This window comes from Tessaracoccus flavescens (assembly GCF_001998865.1).
Taxonomy (GTDB): Bacteria; Actinomycetota; Actinomycetes; order Propionibacteriales; family Propionibacteriaceae; genus Arachnia; species Arachnia flavescens.
In genome coordinates, this window is the sequence record NZ_CP019607.1 from 2302786 (window position 1) to 2316701 (window position 13916).

The window sequence follows — 13916 nt, forward strand, 5'->3', positions numbered from 1 at the left end:
GACGGCGCCGCCGCTCCGACCGGCCGGAGAAGACCGGAGCGGGCGGACGCCTCAGTCCTCGGGCTTCTGCGCGACGAGGAGCACGTTGGTCCACGACCATTCGTCCTCGACGAGTTCCCCGTCGTCGCCCTGGACGTACACCGTCGCAGCGCGGGAGAAGCGGTTCTCGATCAGCCACGGGTTCTGGATGGGGCGGGTGTCGCGCGTCATCACGAAGCCGTTTGACTCGAGCAGCGCGACCCACTCGTCGGGGGAGAAGAAGCAGAACGCCTCGTGCGCCTCCGAGTACCAGGAGTCGATGTAGTCCTTCTTGGCGAGGAACTCGTAGAGCTCCCCGCGGGTGAGCTGGACGAGCTCGCGCCCCTCGATCTCGACCGCCTCGTAGGAGATGCCGTCTCCCTCCTCCGCCCGGAAGTCGCGGGCGAACTTCTCGAACCGGGCCCGGGTCGAGAGGTCGGCGAGGTCGCCGTCTGCGACGCCGTCGGTGGCGCTCAGGTCGGCCAGCACCAGGTCCTCGCGGCCGTCGGGGCCGACGACGTCGTAGTTGATCCACACCCCGCCGGGCCGCAGCATCTGGAAGACGCGGCCGCAGAACTCGAGCAGGTCCTCGCGGCCGAGGTAGGACTCGATCTCGTGGGTCAGTGCCATGGAGATGACCGTGTCGAGGGAGTCGTCCTCGAACAGTTGGGTCTGCATGATGTTGCGCTGGTGAAAGAAGACGTTCGCGTCTCCGAACTCGCCGTTCGACTTGCGCTGCTGACAGATCTCGTAGAGCGGCCGGGCGACCTCGACGCCGTAGAAGTCGGACTCGAACAGCTCCGGTCGCTCGCTCAGCAGCTTGATCGTCTGCCCCGTCGCGCAGCCGACGTCAACGATCCGGCCGGGACGCACCGCGGCCTCGAACTCGCTGACCTTGCGCCAGGCGTTGTCCTCGAACGCCGCCCGGTAGGTGGCGTAGTCGCGGGTGACGGTGATGTCGCCGTCATCGCTGTCGATCAGCGGGTCGGAGTAGATCGACTGCACGGCCTCGGCCAGCCCGTAGCGTCGGTAGTACTCGACGGCGGCGGGCGCCATCACCCCTTCGACGCGCGCCTCCCACTCGGGGCCCGCGTCGATGATCGCCTCGACGACCTGCCAGGGCCGCGTCTCCTGCGTGCCGAGTTCGACCGGGTCGATCGCGTACCCGAGCCGCTCGTAGTCGGCGATGACCTCGGGGGTGGAGCACGCGACAAGCGTGTTAGAGGGGGACATCGAGACGGTTGCGCCGGTCTGCGTGCGGATCTCCTCGATCACGTAGTGCGCGAAGTCGGGCTTGGGTCGTCGGTTGGCGATCAGGAAGGTCAGCGATGGAAGGGCCGTCTCCGCGGCGACCGACTCGATCAGGCCAAGCCTGCGCGGACCGGGGACCGGGTTGCGCTGGGTGCCGCCGTGGTCGGCGCTGGTCACGGCCCAGACGACCTCCGCATCCGGATGCCGCTCGACGAGGGAGCGCAGGTGGCGAACCTGGAAGGAGGTGACGAGGTGGTGTCGGCCGGGGAACAGGATGTAGCGCACCGCACGATTCTCGCACTGCCACGGGGTCGGTTTGGTAGTTCATGGTTCAATCAAAGTGTGAGCATTGACATCCAGATCTGGTCCGACGTCGCCTGCCCCTGGTGTTTCATCGGAAAGCGGCGCTTCGAGAAGGCCCTCGCCCAGTTCCCGGAACGCGACCAGGTCAACGTGACCTGGCGCAGCTTCCAGCTCGACCCGACGCTGCCCGAGCACAGCGACCGCGACGAGATCGACTACCTCGTCGAGACGAAGGGGATGCCCCGCGCCGCCGTCGAGCAGATGATCGGCCAGGTGAAGGTGCAGGCCGCCGGAGAGGGGCTCGACTACGACTTCGACTCGCTCATCGTGGCCAACTCGCGCCGGGCGCACCGCGTCCTCCAGGCCGCGAAGAAGGCCGACGCCGTCGACGGGGGCGACCGCGCCGACGCGCTGAAGGAGGCCCTGCTGTCTGCCCACTTCGAGAAGGGCGGCGACATCGGTGATGCCGATCAGCTCGTCGCGCTGGGGATCGCCGCCGGGCTGGACGAGCAGACGGCGCGAGCCGCGCTCGACTCGACCGAGCTAGACGAGGCGATCGAGGCGGACATCCGTGAGGCCGCCGCCATCGGTGTGCGCGGCGTCCCGTTCTTCGTCATCGACAACAAGTACGGCGTCTCCGGTGCGCAGCCCCCTGAGCTGTTCCTGCAGGCGCTCAACACCGCGCTCGCCGAGCAGAAGCCGTCCCTGATCACCCTCGACGGGGCGGGAGAGGCCTGCGGGCCCGACGGCTGCTAGCCACGCCCCGACTCACACTGCGGGGTCGATCAGGTGGTCGATCCGGTTGATCCAGCCGACGGTGACCTCGCCGCTCTCCCGGTCGAGCTCGAGCAGGGTCACTGACGCGGTGTCGAGCCGGTACCAGAATCCGATGTCGTAGGAGCTGGGGTTCTCGCGCTCCAGGGTGGCCTGGATCGCGCCCGGCTGCAGTAGCGCGCTCAGCAGCATCGATCCGAACGCGCCGTGGATCACCAACCCGACGACGTCGTCGTCCATCGTCCACAGCCACTGCGCGACCCGCTGCGCTCGGCGAAGGCTGTCCGCGACCCGTTCCGGCGGGCCGGGCCACCAGCCCTGCTCTGTCGCGGAGTCGGGGAGCACGACCCGGTCGCTGAACCCCTGCAGCACCGACCTCGCCGAGCCTGGATGCGGCTGCAGGTCGGCGTGGTCGCCGAGATACGGCCCGGCGCTCTCGTGCAGGTCGGCCCTTGCCTCGCTGACGTCGAGCGCGTGGGCCCACGGGTGGGCCGTCTGGATGGTTCGGCGCATCAGGGAACAGAAGATGCGCCCGGGGCGAGGACCATTGGCCGCCATCCACGTGCCCAGCGCCGCGGACTGCTGAAGGCCGAGGTCGGTCAGGTCGGGATCGCTGGTGCGCTGCGCAACCCCAGGGTTCGCATGGACGACGTTCTTGGTCGACTGGCCGTGCCCGGACTATCAGGAGTTGCACCCGCTCAGCCTAGTCAGCCGCGAGGGCCGGGTCAGCAGGCCGCCAGCGCAACGATGACCTCCGTGACGTGCTCGCTCCCGGCTCCGGGATCGCTCAGGTAGCGGTTGCGGTTGCGCTGCTCGACCGGTGCGTCGGGGCCGCCTGCCGCGAGGGTCAGGCCTTCGGCGCGGGCGAACTCGGCGATCCGCCCGTGCGCCTCCGTGATCAGCGCGTACGGCCCGACGACCCGTGCCACCACCGCTTCCTGCGCGGGGAGGTGGAACACTTCCAACGGGGCCGACGCGGTGCTTCCCGCGACGACCGGCACCCAGACGGAGATGTCGACCTCCGACTCGCGGTACTCCCCGTCGTGCTCGATCGCCCCTCCGGGGCCGGCGGGCGTGAGGTTCTGCCGTGCCACCTCGGGCATGAACTGCTGCCAGAGCAGCCCCTCGCGGTCGTAGGCGGGGATGGTTCCACGCAGCGACACGACGGTCGAGGCGGGAAGCGTGGCGCGGGAGACGGTGATGGCGTCCATGGTGGAGCCTTTCGAGTTGAGCAGCTGGTGCAGGAGGGCGATCCGTTCCTCGGTCGCGCGCAGTTCGTGCTGGAGCGCCTCGTGCTGGAGGATCAGCGCCCGCCGGTACGAGTCCTCCTCGTCGGTTGCGGTGACTGCGCCGATGGCCGAGACGGAGAACCCGACGTCGCGGAGCCTGCGGATCCGCAGCGCGTCGGCCAGTTGGGCGTCGCTGTAGCGGCGGTAGCCGGTGTCGGGATCGACGGAGGCTGGCTTCAGCAGGCCGTGCTCGTCATAGTGGCGCAGCATCCGGATGCTGATCCGCGAGAGCGCCGAGAACGCTCCGATCGAGTGGTCGGTCATGACACAACTGTGGCCCCTCACACCGTGTCAGGGTCAAGCCCGGCATCAGTGATCGCGATGAGCAATTTTTCTGGTTCGTTCGCCGTTGTGACCCGCCGCCCCGGCGTGTCGCGCAACGAGTCCGGAAAAGTGGCTCTATTCATGGATGTGTGGGTCGTGGGCGGCCTGGGAGGCTGGGTTTGGGGCCTGCGAGGTTCAGCATCGCGAGGGCGATGAGGGGTTCGGGTCCGTGGAAGCCGAACGCGATTCGGGTGATCAGTCGGATCTTGGTGTTGACTGATTCGATCAGTCCGTTGGATAGACCGTGGGTGATCGAGGCGAGGATCTCGTCGCGGTGTTTCATGATCCGGCGTTGTAGGTCGACGAACGCGGGGATGCGTGAGCGGCGGGCCCAACTGATCCAGTGATCGAACGCTGCCGGGGCTTCCTGGGGGGAGAGTTTGAACAAGGTGCGCATGGCTTCTTTCAGCAGGTAGGCCCGAAACAGGGTGGGGTGAGACGTTCGTATCCAGTCGAGTTGGACCTGCTGGTTAGCAGTGAGGTTCTCCGGGTTCTTCCAGATCGAGAACCGGGAATGCTGAAGGCGTTGAGCCTGCCCGACAGAGCGGGGCTGCTGCCCTGTTTCAGGGTCGTGACGGCGGCGTCCGGTCGCTGCGCTCCAGGCCTGTCTGCGGACCGTGTCGAGGGCCTCGGTGACCCATTTCACGACATGGAACGGGTCAGCACACAGCACCGCCCTGGGGCAGCGGTTCCGGATCACTGATTTGATCCAGTTCGCCCCGTCAGCGCTCACGTGGCTGATCATCGCGACCCGGTCCTGGCCAGCAGCGTCTCCGGACGCGGCGAGCTCGTCGAAGAACTGGTTCAGCGTCGCTTTGTCACGTCCAGGAGCGGCCCAGACCAGGCGCCCGGTGTCGTGGTTGACCACCACGGTGAGGTACTTGTGGCCGCGTTTGTAGCTGATCTCATCGACACCGATCCTGGTCAGGTCAGCGAACCGGTCAAACGTTGACGCGGTGTCTTCCCAGACCCTCTCAATGATCGCTCCAACCGAGTGCCAGGCAATCCGCATCAACTCACTGACACCACGTTTCGAGCACTGCGTGACCAGCCAGGCGACCTGCGCGTCGAACTCGCAGGTGTGACCGGCTCCATGACGAGCCCACGGAACCTGCGCGACGACCACCCCGTGGGCTGGACACGACACCCGCGGAGCGTCGGCCTCAAGGAACACCCGAGTAGTTCCCGCGTCCAGGCTGCGCCACCGACGACGTCCCCGGCCCCTGTCGAACCGAGGGCTCCGGCTCCCGCATATCCCGCACCGGTTCATGCACCGCTTGAACGGCCTGACCCGCACCACCAGATCTCCCGATACCTCATCGAAGTCCATCGCTTCGACGACCGTGTTCTCGACACCAACCAGCCGGGCACATACCCTGGAACCAAGCACGCCGCTTCTCGCTTTCAGGTCCTGTTCTTAGACAAACAAGAACCTAGCCAGAAGCGGCGTGTCCCTCACCCCCGACCCACACATCGGTAACAAGAGCCGGAAAAGTGCTCAAGTTCGTGACCCGGGACCGGCGTCAGCCCTTCTTCTTCGCCGCGGCCTTCGCGCGCAGCGCGTTGATGTCGAAGCCCTGCATGACGGGGATGTCCGGGTCGTTGGCCTCGTCCTCCCACGGGTCGTAGGGCTTGTCGTCCTCCTCGCCGTCGGCATAGCCCTTCGACGGGTCGTACTTGTCGAGGAGTTCACCCCCGACGGGTTGCAGGTCGCCGAGTTGCTCGTCGGGAAGTGTGGTCAGGATCTCGTTGATGTAGCCCGTCGCCGCCTCGGGGACGGGGACCTCACGGTTCTCGCGCTGCGACTGGTACCAGCGGTAGTCGAGCATCTCGTGGAAGAACTGCGCCGCGTCGCGCTTGCCTCGAAGGTGCGCCGGGATCCGGCTGACGGCGGGCTCGAACACCTCGACCAGCCACTTGTGCGCCGCCACCGACTCGGGGGCGTTGGGGGCATACTCCGCTCGGAAGGTGTCCATGTCGTTGAGCAGGCGGCGGGCCTGGTGTTCCTCGGCGTCGAGGCCGGTCAACCGCATGAGCCGCCTGGTGTGGTGGCCCGCGTCGACGACCTTCGGGCGCATCCGGATGGTGCGACCGTCGGGGGAGGCGTCGACGTCGATCTCGGCGACGTCGAAGCCGAGCGCGTTGAGCCTGCGGACCCGGCCCTCGAGCCGGTACAACTCCGACCCGTCGAACTCCTCGACGCCGGTCAGCTCGGCCCACAGTTGGTGGTAGCGGTCCTCGATGGTGTTGACCAGCCATTCGGGGTCGAGCGACGGGTCGAGGATGCCGCCGGCCTCGAGGTCGAGGAACTCCCCGTAGAGGTTGGTGCGCGCGATCTGCAGGTCGTGTTCGCGCTGCCCGTCGGTGAGTTGGTCGTGCAGTTCGCCGGTCTCCGCATCGACGAGGTAGGCGGCGAACTCGCCCGCGTCGCGGCGGAAGAGGATGTTCGACAGCGACACGTCTCCCCAGTAGAAGCCCGTCAGGTGCAGCCGGGCGAGGAGGACGACCATCGCGTCGAGGAGCCTGTTGACCGTCTCGTGCTTCACGCCGGGATAGAACAGCGAGCGGTAGGGCAGCGAGAACGGCAGGTGCCTGGTCAGCAGGACGGGATCGAGCGGGTTGCCGTCCGCGTCCACCCGCCCGAGCACCACGCCGACCGGCTCGACCGACGGCACGCCCAGCCGCTTCAGCTCGGTCAGCAGGCGGTACTCCTGCACCGCCACCTCCTCGAGGATCTCCTTCGCGGCGAGGATGTCGTCGCCGACCTGCAGGAAGCGCACGACGTGACGCGAGATGCCTCGCGGCAGCGCGACCAGGTGCTGGGTCGGCCAGTCGGCCAACGGCAGATGCCAGGGAAGCCGGATCAGGTCGGCGTCTGGTTTGGCGGCGAGGAATCTTGGCACCGGGCCAGCCTACTGCCCTACCTCCTGCGACGGAGCGCCGAGCACGGCCAACACCGCGGAGCCGTAGGCGTTCTCGACGTCCGGATCGTGGAAGCGTGCACCGTCGGTGAGCGTGACGACGAACCCGTCCGCATCGCGGTTCAGCCCGGCGAACCGGGCGCCGAGCGCCTCGCGCAGCTGCCCCTCGGACGGGATCCAGACCGTGTGCTCCTGGGCGACGGAGTCGAGGGCCCACTCGGTGGTGCCGTTGAACGCGAAGATCGTCCCCGTCTCGAGATGGCGCGCCTCGATCACCATGTCGGCGAGGTAGAAGGTGTCGTCGAGCATCTCGGTGCGGGTGACCGCGAACCGGTCGCCGGGGCGGGTCCTCCAGGCAAGTCCCGCATCCTTGAGTCGCAGCGCGAGTGACAGGTCGAGCATGTCTGAGAGCCTAGGCGTTTCCGGAGCGTTCGAGGGCCTCGGTGACGACGTGCACCAGGTCCTCGGATGCCTCGACGCCCACGCTCAGCCGCAGCAGGGAATCGCCGATGCCCGCGGCGGCGCGCGCCTCGTCGGTCATCCCGGCGTGGGTCATCGACGCCGGATGACAGATCAGCGACTCCACCCCGCCAAGCGACTCCGCCAGGTGGAAGATCTGCAGCCCGTCGAGGAAGGACTGGGCGGCGGCGCGACCGCCGTGCAGCTCGAGGCCGAGCAGCGAGCCCATGCCCGTCTGCTGCCGGAGTGCGACGTCATGGCCGGGGTGGCCGACGAGCCCGGGGTAGTACAGCTTCGCCACGGCGGGGTGCCCGTCGAGCAGCGCGACGAGCGCCTCCGTGTTCTCGGTGTGCACCCGCATGCGGGCGTCGAGCGTGCGCAGCCCGCGCAGCGTCAGGTAGGCGTCGAAGGCGCTCCCGGTCAGGCCGAGCGCGTTGGCCCAGAGCCGCAGCCGGTCGTGGTGCTCCTGTTCGGCGGCGACTGCCACGCCTCCGACGACATCGGAGTGACCGTTGATGAACTTCGTGGTCGAGTGCACGACGATGTCTGCCCCGTGCTCCAGCGGGCGCTGGTAGAGAGGGGAGAGGAACGTGTTGTCGGCGGCCACCAGCGCGCCGACCGCGTGTGCGGCGTCGGAGACGGCGCGGATGTCGGTGATCCGCAGCAGCGGGTTCGACGGCGTCTCGATCCAGACCAGGTCGGTGTCGGTGGTCAGCGCCGTGCCGAGTGCCTCGGCGTCGTTGAAGTCGACGAAGTCCACGACGAGGCGGCCCTGTTCGGCGAGGAAGCTGAACAGGCGCCAGGTGCCTCCGTAGGCGTCGTGCTGCACGACGACGCGGCCGCCGGCAGGCACGAAGGCCTCTGCGACCAGCGTGATCGCCGCGAGCCCGGTCGCGACGCAGGTGGCGCCCACGCCGCCCTCGAGCGTCGCGATGGCGTCGTTGAGCTGGTCTCGGGTGGGGTTGCCGGAGCGGGAGTAGTCGTAGCCGCGCGGCTGGCCGAGGCCCTCGAAGGTGTAGTTGGTGCTCAGGTAGATGGGCGGAACGACCGCGCCGTGGGTCGGATCCTCCCCGAGCCCCGTCCGCATGCCGCGGGTCCACCGTCCGAGTTCCGCCATCAGCAGCTCCTTGTCTTCGACTCGAGCATAGGGCCAACTCCGTCCCCCGGTCCTCCCCGTTCGCGGCCAGCGATGCCGCGTTCTCCCACGTGGAGGGGGCCTGTGTGCGGACATGGAAAGGGCCCGGAAAGACCCGGGCCCCTTCGCGAAAAACGTCAGGCGATCAGGAGATGCGCTCTTCGGTCTTGGTGCTGAACACGTGCACCTGGTCGGGTGCGGCGGTCAGACGAACGACGCTGCCCTTCTCGGGGGCGGTGCGGGCGCCGACACGTGCGACGAACTGCTGGGCGTTGACGACTTCCTCGTCCGACAGGCCCGCGAGGGTGCCGTAGAGGTAGGAGTCGGCGCCGAGCTCCTCGACGACCGCGACGTCGAGGGCGATGCCCTGATCCGCGATCTGGAAGGCCTCGGGACGGATGCCGACGGTGAGAGTGTCGTCATCGGTCTTTGCCAGGATGTCGCGGGAGACGGGAACGGTGTAGTCACCGATCTGAACGCCGCCCTCGACGCGCTTGCCCGTCATCAGGTTCATGGCCGGGGAGCCGATGAAGCCGGCCACGAAGAGGTTCTTCGGGGCGTCGTACAGGGCCAGCGGGGTGTCGGCCTGCTGGAGGATGCCGTCCTTCATGACCGCGACGCGGTCACCCATCGTCATGGCCTCGGTCTGGTCGTGCGTGACGTAGACCGTGGTGACGCCGAGACGCTGCTGCAGAGCGGCGATCTGGGTGCGGGTGGAGACGCGCAGCTTTGCGTCGAGGTTCGACAGCGGCTCGTCCATGAGGAACACCTGCGGCTGACGGACGATGGCGCGGCCCATGGCGACGCGCTGACGCTGGCCACCCGAGAGGGCCTTCGGCTTGCGGTTGAGGAAGTCCTCGAGGCCGAGCAGCTTCGCGGCCTCCTGGACGCGCTGCTGACGCTCAGCCTTGGGGACGTTCTGCATCTTGAGTGCGAAGCCCATGTTGTCGCCCACGGTCATGTGGGGGTACAGGGCGTAGTTCTGGAAGACCATTGCGATGTCGCGGTCCTTCGGAGGAAGGTCGGTCACGTCGCGGTCGCCGATGAAGATCGAGCCCGAGTTGACCTCTTCCAGCCCGGCGAGCATACGCAGCGAGGTGGACTTGCCACAGCCCGAAGGGCCGACGAGGACCATGAACTCGCCGTCCTCGATCTCGAGGTTCAGCTTGTTGACCGCAGCGCGGTCGGAGCCGGGGTAGACGCGCGAAGCGTCACGGTAGCTAACAGTGGCCATGCCACATTTCCTTTCCACGGGCAGGTACGTGCCCGACGATCCGTAGTGGATAGGAACCTATTCAGTTAGGTGTTCCTAGCAGGGGACTTTACACCGCTGCCGTCCATAGTCCAGAGGGGGTTTGCGTTTGAACGCTCAAGCTCGATCTCGAGCGTCCCGGCGTCGCGTTCACCGTCGTCGAGGACCGTCGGAGGCACTGGGCCCGGTCACGTAGCATTCAGCGCGTGACTGAGGAACGACCAGGCAGCGCCGACGACCGTCCCGCGCCCGAGCCGACGGCCGAAGAGCAGGCCACCGGGGAGCCGACGGGCCCCCGGGAAGCCGTGTCCGGCGAGGAGGAGCCGGAGCGCGAGTGGTGGGAAGACGAGGGCATGCCCTGGAAGAAGAAGCCGGGAAGGGCCGACTACGCCTGCCTCGCCTGGTTCGGCGTGATCGCCGTGTTCAGCCTCATCCTCATCCCGACGCGCGCCTGGCTGCTCGGCGTCGCCCCCGACTGGCTGGCGATGATCACCGGCGGTCGCACCGCTGTCGCCGCGAGCGGGGCGATCGCCTCGACGGGTGAGATGCCGCACTGGCCGATCGTGCTGATCGTCGCCTCCGTCCTGAGCCTCAAGTTCGACTGGATCTACTGGTGGGCGGGCAAGCTGTGGGGTCGCGGCATGATCGAGGTCTGGGCGGGCCAGTCCAAGCGGGCCGCACGCAACTACGACCGCGCAGAGCGCTGGGCCGAGAAGCTGGGCCCGATCGGCTTCCTGATCGCCTACATCCCCATGCCGCTGCCGCTGATGCAGGTCGTCTTCGTCCTCTCGGGAGCCTCGGGGATGAGCCTGAAGCGCTTCCTGATCTACGACTACATCGCCTCCACGCTGTGGCTGATCGGCTACTTCGCCCTCGGGTGGCAGCTCGGCGAGGGCGCCGTCGCAGTCCTCGACTGGTACGCCAAGATCGCAGGCTGGGTCGCCATCGGGCTCATCGTCGTGGTGTTCGTCACCTCCTATCTCGCCCAGGCCAGGAAGGCCCGCGAGAAGGCAGAGAAGCAGGGCTGATGCCGCTCGTCGAGAACGAGGGGTTCCACTGGATCACCCTCACAAGCGAGGCCCAGCCCGGCGTCAACCCGTGCTGTCCCAGCCTGAGCCTGGCCGCTCGGAGGAGGACGCCCGCGCCCTGTCGGAGCTGCTGGCCAAGGGCGGGCTGACGCCCGTGCACATGCGCACCGACGACCTCGGCGGACTGTTCGCGAGGCTCGCCGACGTGGAGGGAGTCAGCGTCGTCCAGGAACCGACCGACCAGTTCTGGGGTGTCCGCGACGGCGCCCTGCACGACCCTGCAGGTAACTTCCCGCGGATCGAACAGGCCTGAAAAAGCAGCGACGGCGCCGGAAAAGTCCGGTGCCGTCGTTTCGCCTCAGGCTTAGCGGAGGATGGCGACCAGGAAGTCCGAGTCGGCCTTGAACGGGTGCAGATTCCAGGTGGAGAGCGCCAGGTCCAGCTCGAGGCCTGCCTCCCCGGCATCGGCGAAGAATTCCGCGAACTCGTAGCCGCGACCGGCGCCGAAGCCGACGATGACGCGACCGTTCGGGGCAAGGTGGGCCGCGAAGCGGCGCAGGACCTCGCCGCGCGTCGAGGGGGCGAGGAATCCCATCACGTTGCCCGCCGACACGATCACGTCGAAGCCCTCGCTGATCCCCTTGGCGGGCAGGTCCAGTTCGGCCAGGTCGCCGACCAGCCACAGCGGGCCCGGATGGTCCTCCTCCGCCGCGGCGATCAGGGCGGGGTCGACGTCGATGCCGACGACACGGTGGCCGAGCTCGAACAGCCTCCCACCGAGCCGGCCGGGGCCGCAGCCCGCGTCGAGGATCCGGGAGTTCCGCTCGACCATGGCGTCGACCGTGCGTGCCTCGCCGTACAGGTCGTGCCCGGCGGCCTCCATCATCTTGAACCGCTCGATGTAGCGACGGGAATGATCGGGATCGGCGGCGATGATGCGCGACCACTTGCTTGGTTCGGTCATGGCCCCATTGTGTCCTTCCCGGATCGGAGCCTCCAACCGGGATCGACGAGCGGGGCCGACCTGGAACTGCCGAAGGCCTTATAGGAAGGGGGCCTGCGCCGCACGTACGGGCTGACCGAGCGGGGAGGCGGTATCGCCCACCCGGAAAATGGAGCCTCCTGAGGGAGTCGAACCCTCGACCACTCGCTTACAAGGCGAGCGCTCTGGCCGCTGAGCTAAGGAGGCGTGCTGGCCCATTGTGCCAACGGTTGGTGGCAGAGGGAAGTCAGGCGCCCGAAGCCGCCACGAACAGCTGCCCTTCGCCGCGCAGGCTCACCGGCTCGTGCGCAGGCACGAACACGGCCTGCCCCGAGAGCAGCTCGACCACATCCCCGTCGCCGTCGAGCTCGAACCGGCCGGAGGTGACGAGCGCGATCCGTCCGCTGTCGGTGCGCGGCAGATCGAGGGACGTGCAGTCGACCGGCGAGACGAGCCACAGCTCAAACTCCGGGAACGAGGTGGGGAACACGTAGACACCGTCGGTTCCCTCGGGAACGAGGATCTGGGGGACGGTGGGCTCGAACGCGACGACCTGCAGCAGTCCGTCGACGTCGATGTGTTTCTTGGTGAGCCCGCCGCGCATGACGTTGTCGGAGTTGGCCATCACCTCGACCCCTGTGCCGCGCAGGTAGGCGTGCAGCACACCTGCGCCCAGCGCCACGGCCTCGCCTGGCTGCAGCGAGAAGCGGTTGAGCAGGAGGGCGGCGATGATGCCCGGATCGCCCGGGAAGTGTTCATCGAGCTCGACGGCGGTGCGCGCGAAGATGCCGAGCGCTCCCGGGGCCTCGAGGTGGTTCACCGCTGCCGCGACGACGACGTCGACCAGGTGCGCCCGCTCGGCCAGGGACAGCACGTCGAGGAAGACCTCCTGGAGGGCGGGGGCGGCGCGTCGGTCGCGCAGCGGGCCGATCACGGAGGCGAGTTGCTGGGCCACGCCGAGCGCCTCGAACAGGCCAGCCGTCTCGTGGGGGTCGCGGAACCCGAGCAGTCCCTCGAACGGGGTCAGCGCCACGATGGCCTCCGGCTTCGGCCAGTCGTCCTTGTAGGAGCGCGTCGGGTCGGAGGTCGGGAGGCCGAGCAGCGACTCGCGGGCGTACCCGGAGACGGCCTGCTCGCGCGAGGGGTGGGCCTGCAGGCTCAGCGGGCTGCCTGCGGAGAGGAGCTTCAGGAGGTAGGGGAGCCGGGTGCCGAACTCGGAGCGGCTGGCCTCGCCGAGGACCTGCGGGTCTGCGTGGATGAGGTCAGAGAGGGTGGCCCCGTCCTCAAGGGTCGACGGGCCGTTCGGATGGGTGCCGAGCCAGTACTCGGCCCACGGCAGACCATCAGGCTCCCGCCGCAGAATGCCCGGAATGTCGGCGACGCTGCCCCAGGTAAAATGCTGAACCTGACCATTGAGTCGGCGCATGGCGTAGTCAGTCCTCTGGTTGTCCTTCGCAGTCACCCTGACTGTAGCGCGCCCCGTCTGCGTAGTGCCCCTCAGGTCGGCGCGACAGGCCGAAGGATAATGACACTGTTGTGATTAGCACCTAGAATGAGCCCCATGTCTGAGGCCACTCCGCTGAGTTCCCCGCTCGAACTCTCCGAGCGCGACGCGGCGATTCTCGACTTCGAGGACAGTTGGTTCACCTCGGCCGTTCCGAAGGAACAGGCCATCATGGAGCACTTCTCGCTCTCCTCGGCCCGCTACTACCAGCAGCTGAACCAGCTCATTGACAGCTCAGAGGCGCTCGCCTACAAGCCTCTGCTCGTCAAGCGACTGCGCCGCATGCGCAGGCAGCGTCAGGCCGCCCGCTCGGCGCGTCGCCTCCAGCGCTGAGCGTTCACTTCCCTCCGGCCCGGGTCAACAGCGTCGCCAGCGGCCGCTTCGGACGCTCGGGATAGCCGCCCCGTCGCAGTCCCGCCTGGCGTTCGAACAGGTTCGCCGACGCGCGGTCGCCGCAGCGCAGCAACGACCAGCCGGCAGCGGCGAAGTAGAGCGGGATGAACGGCAGGCCGAGGCACACGGCCCACTGCCAGGCGTGCTCCTCCTCGTGGCCGACGAGATCGGGCAGGATCGTCTCCACCTCCTCCAGCGTCCGGCCGGGGATGAGCACGACCGAGCCGACCGTCATGGCGCTGGCGTTGAGGAACGGCAGCCGCGCCGACTCGGCCACGATCAA

14 protein-coding genes, 1 tRNA gene and 1 pseudogene are annotated in these 13916 nt (G+C 68.0%); 4 read left to right on the top strand and 12 right to left on the bottom strand.

The window, feature by feature from the left end:
* Positions 1-51: 51 nt before the first annotated feature.
* Complete coding sequence (locus BW733_RS11015) at positions 52-1554, bottom strand: class I SAM-dependent methyltransferase (RefSeq protein WP_077350476.1); 1503 nt, start codon at positions 1552-1554, stop codon at positions 52-54.
* A 57-nt stretch (positions 1555-1611) separates the two neighbouring features.
* Between BW733_RS11015 and BW733_RS11020 the strand changes: the two genes are divergently transcribed.
* Positions 1612-2328, top strand: coding sequence for a DsbA family oxidoreductase (locus BW733_RS11020; RefSeq protein ID WP_202970182.1), 717 nt, complete (start codon positions 1612-1614; stop codon positions 2326-2328).
* Positions 2329-2340: 12 nt separating this feature from the next.
* On the opposite strand, the pseudogene BW733_RS11025 reads toward BW733_RS11020, so the two are convergent.
* From BW733_RS11025 to BW733_RS11055, 7 genes and pseudogenes are all read right to left on the bottom strand, one after another.
* Positions 2341-2958 (bottom strand): annotated as a pseudogene (locus BW733_RS11025) (histidine phosphatase family protein); the annotation flags it as partial.
* A 113-nt stretch (positions 2959-3071) separates the two neighbouring features.
* A complete protein-coding gene (locus tag BW733_RS11030; protein ID WP_077350480.1) occupies positions 3072-3899 on the bottom strand; it encodes a MerR family transcriptional regulator in 828 nt (275 codons plus the stop codon).
* A gap of 139 nt (positions 3900-4038) precedes the next feature.
* The gene (locus tag BW733_RS11035) at positions 4039-5289 is read right to left on the bottom strand and encodes an ISL3 family transposase (RefSeq protein ID WP_077350482.1); all 1251 of its coding nucleotides are present in this window, start codon (positions 5287-5289) and stop codon (positions 4039-4041) included.
* A gap of 193 nt (positions 5290-5482) precedes the next feature.
* Entirely contained in the window at positions 5483-6862 is a 1380-nt protein-coding gene (locus BW733_RS11040; protein ID WP_077350484.1) for a DUF4032 domain-containing protein, read from the bottom strand.
* 9 nt (positions 6863-6871) lie between these two features.
* Positions 6872-7282 (bottom strand): hypothetical protein, encoded by a 411-nt coding sequence (locus BW733_RS11045; protein WP_077350486.1) that lies wholly within the window; start codon positions 7280-7282, stop codon positions 6872-6874.
* Positions 7283-7292: 10 nt separating this feature from the next.
* Positions 7293-8456 (bottom strand): cystathionine gamma-synthase, encoded by a 1164-nt coding sequence (gene metB / locus BW733_RS11050; protein ID WP_077350488.1) that lies wholly within the window; start codon positions 8454-8456, stop codon positions 7293-7295.
* Between the two features lie 163 nt (positions 8457-8619).
* A complete protein-coding gene (locus BW733_RS11055; protein WP_077350490.1) occupies positions 8620-9708 on the bottom strand; it encodes an ABC transporter ATP-binding protein in 1089 nt (362 codons plus the stop codon).
* A 224-nt stretch (positions 9709-9932) separates the two neighbouring features.
* Here BW733_RS11055 and BW733_RS11060 point away from each other — a divergent pair, with 224 nt between their 5' ends.
* Positions 9933-10754, top strand: a complete 822-nt coding sequence (locus BW733_RS11060; RefSeq protein ID WP_237268166.1) for a DedA family protein — start codon at positions 9933-9935, stop codon at positions 10752-10754.
* 70 nt (positions 10755-10824) lie between these two features.
* The gene (locus tag BW733_RS11065; RefSeq protein WP_077350492.1) at positions 10825-11067 is read left to right on the top strand and encodes a VOC family protein; all 243 of its coding nucleotides are present in this window, start codon (positions 10825-10827) and stop codon (positions 11065-11067) included.
* Between the two features lie 51 nt (positions 11068-11118).
* Here the strand turns inward: BW733_RS11065 and BW733_RS11070 are convergent, their stop codons facing one another.
* The 3 genes from BW733_RS11070 to manA all read right to left on the bottom strand — a co-directional run bounded on the left by BW733_RS11070 (position 11119) and on the right by manA (position 13162).
* Complete coding sequence (locus tag BW733_RS11070) at positions 11119-11718, bottom strand: class I SAM-dependent methyltransferase (RefSeq protein WP_077350494.1); 600 nt, start codon at positions 11716-11718, stop codon at positions 11119-11121.
* 149 nt (positions 11719-11867) lie between these two features.
* Positions 11868-11943, bottom strand: a tRNA-Thr gene (locus tag BW733_RS11075).
* A 40-nt stretch (positions 11944-11983) separates the two neighbouring features.
* Positions 11984-13162, bottom strand: coding sequence for a mannose-6-phosphate isomerase, class I (manA, locus tag BW733_RS11080; protein ID WP_077350496.1), 1179 nt, complete (start codon positions 13160-13162; stop codon positions 11984-11986).
* Positions 13163-13297: 135 nt separating this feature from the next.
* Between manA and BW733_RS11085 the strand changes: the two genes are divergently transcribed.
* Entirely contained in the window at positions 13298-13573 is a 276-nt protein-coding gene (locus BW733_RS11085) for a DUF3263 domain-containing protein (RefSeq protein ID WP_077350498.1), read from the top strand.
* Between the two features lie 4 nt (positions 13574-13577).
* Here the strand turns inward: BW733_RS11085 and BW733_RS11090 are convergent, their stop codons facing one another.
* Positions 13578-13916 carry a hypothetical protein gene (locus BW733_RS11090; RefSeq protein WP_202970183.1) on the bottom strand — a complete coding sequence of 113 codons (339 nt, stop codon included), beginning with the start codon at positions 13914-13916 and terminating at the stop codon, positions 13578-13580.

Excerpts from the sequence above, each read along its gene's own strand:
- BW733_RS11030 (WP_077350480.1), bottom strand. The coding sequence starts at position 3,899 with ATGACCGACCACTCGATCGGAGCGTTCTCGGCGCTCTCGCGGATCAGC.
- BW733_RS11035 (WP_077350482.1), bottom strand. The coding sequence starts at position 5,289 with ATGGACTTCGATGAGGTATCGGGAGATCTGGTGGTGCGGGTCAGGCCG.
- BW733_RS11045 (WP_077350486.1), bottom strand. The coding sequence starts at position 7,282 with ATGCTCGACCTGTCACTCGCGCTGCGACTCAAGGATGCGGGACTTGCC.
- metB (WP_077350488.1), bottom strand. The coding sequence starts at position 8,456 with ATGGCGGAACTCGGACGGTGGACCCGCGGCATGCGGACGGGGCTCGGG.
- BW733_RS11055 (WP_077350490.1), bottom strand. The coding sequence starts at position 9,708 with ATGGCCACTGTTAGCTACCGTGACGCTTCGCGCGTCTACCCCGGCTCC.
- BW733_RS11070 (WP_077350494.1), bottom strand. The coding sequence starts at position 11,718 with ATGACCGAACCAAGCAAGTGGTCGCGCATCATCGCCGCCGATCCCGAT.
- manA (WP_077350496.1), bottom strand. The coding sequence starts at position 13,162 with ATGCGCCGACTCAATGGTCAGGTTCAGCATTTTACCTGGGGCAGCGTC.
- BW733_RS11085 (WP_077350498.1), top strand. The coding sequence starts at position 13,298 with ATGTCTGAGGCCACTCCGCTGAGTTCCCCGCTCGAACTCTCCGAGCGC.